A 5,060-nucleotide genomic window follows, 5' to 3' on the forward strand; every position below is an offset into this window, starting at 1 on the left:
AATACCCCACGGGATCGCATCCAGATCAGCAAAACCTATTCACTTCAACGACATAGACAGATGGGTGTTATGAAACAGGATTGTAATCGGCGCGCCATACATTGAGCCTCGCGCGGGCCTGGGCCAGGGACGTGAACCGCGTCTCGTTGAGGAGTTCATCGCGAAGGGGGCCGTTGAAGCTCTCGCGTTAGGGTCCTAGCCAACCTCCGACTGTGAACTCGCGGAAGCGATTTACGGCAAGCGCACACAGCAGCTCGTCCACGGCGTTCGTACATGAAGTTTGGAAACCTATAATACTGGTACACACCTCCATGGGGGAACATTATCTCCAATATCTCAGCGATTACCGGATAGCTATCTGCCTTCACCTACCTCGGCCTAGTGCAGAATCTTGGCCGAATGAACTCGGCGCTCTTGCTGCACACCAATGGTCCGTCCCGCGCGAAGTGCGATCATACCGCCGCAGCTTACCTTCAATCCGGCACTGGCGAGGATCTAGATCCAAGCCGACGGCGCCGGGCATCAAATAAAAAGCCGCCGACCGAAGCCAGCGGGCTTGATTGGGATGGCCCGCGCGGACGGTCAAGGCTGCGCCGGCCGACCATGGCGGAGGGACCACCTCGGTCAACGGCACGGCCCGATGACGGCGTGCCGATGTACCACAACATACGGCGAGATAGAGCCTTCCGGCGTCGCGGAAAAAAAGCCCGCCGGTTTTGAGCCAGCGGGCAAGTTCTGGAGTGGCTGAGATCAACCCAGCATCAGTCAACGACCGGCGGAAGGGTTGGTTGCAGTGGATGCCAGCTAGCCGGAGCATGCTGTGAATCGTAGCAAAGTGAAAAACAAAACTCTGGACTTCTAGGTCGGACTCGCCCCAATATTTGTTTGGGGGATTCACATGAAAATTGGAGCACTCATCGCAAGTGCAGCCCTGTGCGTCAGCGGCTGCTCTACGAGCGCTGTCGTGTCGGACAGCGATCTCACGGCAATGAATACCGTTGCGCTATGTCACGTTCTCGCCAGCAGCACGGACGAACAGTATCGTAGCAGGGTAGCGGCCCTTCTAGTGCGCAGGGGCGCAACAGCAGAGAGGTGCACCAGGCTTGTGCAAACCGACAATGCTGTCGCGACAGGCATAGCGATCGCGGCTGTCGGCGGCGCAGCTGTGGGTGTCGCTGCCAACAACGGCTATGGAGGCGGAACATATTACCGGCCACCGCCACCACAAACCTATGGCGTCGCGTGGGACCAATTCTATGGCCAGAACTACAGCGTTATCTGGCGCTGCCGCGACCGGTCCACCGGGCGGTTCCTTGACGATTACTATTGCGCCGGCCTGCCCATGGTCGACAGCGCATGGCCGGGCTGGTCGGCGTAGCGGATGAGCAGGCCATACCGCAAATATCGATCCAATCGGTGGCAGAGACCCACCGGTGCCAAGCTGTGGCGGCGCCAACTTGCGAGCGTGCCGGCAATGCTCGGTCTTACGGCAGCGGCGGCGGTGGCCGCCTTCCTGGCGCCGTCGGGCGCGCAACGTAGCGACGATGCATCAAAGGCCAGCCCACGAAGGGCGGCGCCCGCCTCGCTTACCGGTGTCGCTTCCGTCATTGACGGCGATACGATCGAAATCCACGGCCAGCGCGTCCGCTTCAACGGCATCGACGCGCCAGAGAGCCGGCAGCTGTGCCGCGATGCGAATGGCGCCGAGTATCCTTGCGGCCGGCGATCGGCCGAAGCGCTGGACACTTTCCTGGCCGCGTCGAGGCCGCTCGAATGCACATTCGTGACGTGGGACCGCTACCACCGCTTTGTCGGCGATTGTCGGCGCGCCGACGGCGCGGGCGTGGCCGCCTGGATGGTCGAGCACGGCCAGGCGCTGGATTGGCCTAACTACAGCCAGGGCGCCTATGCGGGGCAGCAGGCGCAAGCCCAAGCCTCAAAGATCGGCCTGTGGGCCGGGACGTTTCAGGCACCCTGGGAATGGCGCGCTGCGCACGCCGACGCCGCGGCGCCGTCGAGTCGCCCGCTGGGCATCATCAGCCGTAAGCTGGTCGCGCAGAGCGGCTATTCTTGCGAGCCGCGGAGAACGTGCAAGCAGATCGGTTCCTGCGATGAAGCCAACTGGTACCTGCAAAACTGCTCATGGGGCGGAAAACTCGATCGCGATAAGGATGGGATCCCATGCGAAACACTCTGCTAGCTGAAATGTAACGGAGTAAGCGCGCCACGGCCGTGGGTCGCCTGGTTGGAGACGCCGAAAAGCTGGACGATGTTGGTGATGTCGGTCTCGATGAAGACCTCGAGCTTGTCGTGCAGCATCCCCTTCTTGCCGAGAAGATAGCGGATTTTCGCCTTGCGGGTGGGCTTGCCTTGGGCGTGCGGTCACACTGGGGGTCGGCGCCTTCGACCTCGCCCTCTTCGGCCAAACCTCCAGGATTTCCGTGAATATCTCCCGCGCACTGGTGCAAAAGTGGCGTGCGGCGTCAGGGTTGATTGGGTTCAACGCAAAGATCGCACCCCTCCATCGGTCGCACAGGTCGTCGGAGAGCCCTGTAAGATATGAATGCCGGTGTCGTCCGCCGGGATGTCGCCAGCGGAATCGTGCCGTCTACCCTCGCTGAGGAGTTCAGGATGCCCGGCAGGGGATGCGCTCCCTGAAAAACGCCTAGCGCGACGGGGGCTTTATCATATCGGTCGCGCCGAAATTAGTTCAGGTTGTCTTCCCAGAACTCCAGGTCGTCCGTGTCCATCGTGTTGCCGGAGCTCTCGTGCTCCTTTACAAAGTCTGCCGCCTCCTCGCTTTCGAGGAATTCGTCGAGCGCCCTAACGGCCGCCTGCACCTTTTTCAGCTTCTTGCCTCGCCATAAATACGCATGCGGCGGATCGGGGTCCATGATGTTGTATTGGATCGCCATTTCGGCATTCGATTTCTGGTCGCTATCGTACCAGACAATGGGGACGGCCTTCCCATAGAGGTCCATGATGAGATTGCGGTAAAAGTAAATGCTGACTCGTGGTCGAAGGTCGACGATCGTTTTCAGGATTTCCTTGAACCGGGCCTCGGCATCGACGCTGGTTTTCTTGGACATGATGGCCTTGACTGCAACAGGGTCCTTCGCGGCCTTGAGCTCTTCGATCGTTTCGCTCGCCTCGTCATACACATCTTGGAGGCCTGCCAGTTCCTGTTTCAGCTCCGCGAGCTCGTCTTGTAGGGCCTTATGTTCGGAGGCGGACACGTTGGTTGCGGGAGCTAGGTTCTTCAATAATTTCTTCAGGTCGACCTTCCACGCCGCCCGCTTCTTGTCCCAGTCATGCTCAGTCCGCGGTTCAAGTGCGGTTCCAGTCCCCTGAATCATTTGGCGTAGATCGACGAGCTTTGCATCGTTGTCGATGCTCCACCCCTGCTTCAGCCCTAGCGTACCAGAGACAGCGCTGAACCTGATCGGCGGCACTACGATGGGGAGCGCTTTCAACGATTTCGCCCAGGTGGCGCCAAGTTCCATCAGGCAGAACCAACTCTCCATGTAACACGGTGTCATCATTAGGATGACGAGCTTCGGGCTCTGTATCTGCTTCTTCATGTAATCGTTGAAGTCATCTCCAAATGGGATGTTTTGGCCGTCGACGCTGGAGCAGAAGATCGATTTGGCGGGCACGCCGATAGCCTCTTTCAGGAAGGCAACGAACTTATTGGCAAGCGCAGCGTCGGCCACTGCGTGGCTGATGAAGATGTCGGTCATTGAGGCCCCCGATAGAGGTCGGCAAGTTATCTGCGCCGGGCTCCCAAATGCAAGTGCCGCCAGCGTTCCGCTGCCCCCTTGTCAGAGCATTTCAGTTTTCGAGCTTGGGTGCGACGCGATTGGCATCCGCCCATTCGGCGAGTGCATTGCTCAGGAAGAGACGCGCATACTCGCGTTCTTCATCTTTTCCGGTGACGCGCGAGAAAGCGAGCGAAATTCCGTCGTTCCGGACGTGGCGGTCCACAGTGAACGGATGGGGCTGGAGCCGATCCCGCGCCCATTCCTTCATGTCTTCGATATGGGTGTCAGCAAAGAAAAAGCAGGCGGCCGACATAGCCCGTCTCAGCTTGTCCATCCGCCTCGCGGCTTCGCCGATGTACCTGACCGCCTTGGCGGCCTCCTTGCGCTGCAACAAGCCAATAGTCGCCTCCATGGCCTTTTCTTCGTCGTCGCAGCCGTCGAAGGAAAGAAGCCACTGTTCGTAGCGCCTGACTTCGGTCAGGAACTTGCAGCTTGCGCCAACCAGCGTGTCACCGCGCATGCTTCCGAAGTAGCTGTTCCGCGCGAGCTTCTTCGGGAGCCGGGGATCGAACTCGGCAGCCTCGTTGTCGACCATTTCCGTCAGGACGTATTCGCCGCCGGCCTTGCGGACCTGCCGCAGGGCTCTGTGGATCGTCGGCGCGTCCTTCCGGAAGTCATGGAAGATGCCTTCGATCTCGGTTGCGATCGGCTTCAGGGCTTCTAACTCCCGCAGCATGCTGGGAACGTGCGTCAGCCGCGCCATCAGGAAGTCTTCCTGATGCCTCCGCTCGTCGTCCTGCTTCTTTTTTGAGAACGCGGCATGCTTGACCTCCGCTGAGGCGCAGTCGTGGCCGATCACCGCGATGCACTGGCGGTTGAAGATAAAGACGAAGGAGCCTTCGAGAAATTTCTCCCGCCGCTGACACATCGGACAGGGAATGTAGTCGCCCTCGGGCCGTTTCTTTCGATCCACAGCGAACGTGTGGATGATTTCGAATGGCTCATTCTTGTTCACGCGACCCCAGTAGAGTCCGGGGAAAGTTTCAGGCTGATAGGACTGCTTGACGTGTTCTATGAACTGGTCCCGCAGATGATAAGGAGCCTCACGGTAGGTTGCGTGGCCAGTGTATTCCTCAGGAAACGTGTACTCTATTACATTGCGAGCGGATGAGTTGTGTGCGTCAAGTTCTGCAAAAATGGCGTGGCAGTAGCTGTGACGTCGGCGTGTCCGCCGCGCAGCCCCCGTGTTTAGCGGAGCGGCGGACACACCGCGGTGCTCAGGCGGCCAATGCTATAAGG

Annotated in this window: 5 protein-coding genes and 1 pseudogene; 2 read left to right on the forward strand and 4 right to left on the reverse strand. The window is 59.5% G+C overall.

Annotation, left to right across the window (positions count from 1 at the left end; translation table 11 throughout):
* Nucleotides 1-79: 79 nt before the first annotated feature.
* Nucleotides 80-184, reverse strand: a pseudogene (locus NKI41_RS32695) (integrase core domain-containing protein); the annotation flags it as partial.
* A gap of 921 nt (nt 185-1,105) precedes the next feature.
* Here NKI41_RS32695 and NKI41_RS32700 point away from each other — a divergent pair.
* Both NKI41_RS32700 and NKI41_RS32705 read left to right on the forward strand, forming a co-directional pair.
* On the forward strand, nt 1,106-1,378 hold the full coding sequence (locus NKI41_RS32700; RefSeq protein ID WP_023680062.1) for a hypothetical protein: 273 nt from the start codon (nt 1,106-1,108) through the stop codon (nt 1,376-1,378).
* A 123-nt stretch (nt 1,379-1,501) separates the two neighbouring features.
* Entirely contained in the window at nt 1,502-2,200 is a 699-nt protein-coding gene (locus tag NKI41_RS32705) for a thermonuclease family protein (RefSeq protein ID WP_352509248.1), read from the forward strand.
* Here the strand turns inward: NKI41_RS32705 and NKI41_RS32710 are convergent.
* The 3 genes from NKI41_RS32710 to NKI41_RS32725 all read right to left on the reverse strand — a co-directional run bounded on the left by NKI41_RS32710 (nt 2,197) and on the right by NKI41_RS32725 (nt 4,776).
* Nucleotides 2,197-2,319, reverse strand: a complete 123-nt coding sequence (locus NKI41_RS32710) for a hypothetical protein (protein WP_502901272.1) — start codon at nt 2,317-2,319, stop codon at nt 2,197-2,199. The genes NKI41_RS32705 and NKI41_RS32710 overlap by 4 nt on opposite strands.
* Nucleotides 2,320-2,705: 386 nt before the next feature.
* Nucleotides 2,706-3,740 (reverse strand): toll/interleukin-1 receptor domain-containing protein, encoded by a 1,035-nt coding sequence (locus NKI41_RS32720; RefSeq protein WP_352509250.1) that lies wholly within the window; start codon nt 3,738-3,740, stop codon nt 2,706-2,708.
* Nucleotides 3,741-3,831: 91 nt separating this feature from the next.
* Nucleotides 3,832-4,776, reverse strand: coding sequence for a hypothetical protein (locus tag NKI41_RS32725; RefSeq protein ID WP_352687120.1), 945 nt, complete (start codon nt 4,774-4,776; stop codon nt 3,832-3,834).
* Nucleotides 4,777-5,060 lie beyond the last annotated feature (284 nt).

Source organism: Mesorhizobium sp. M0601, from assembly GCF_040320845.1.
GTDB lineage: Bacteria > Pseudomonadota > Alphaproteobacteria > Rhizobiales > Rhizobiaceae > Mesorhizobium.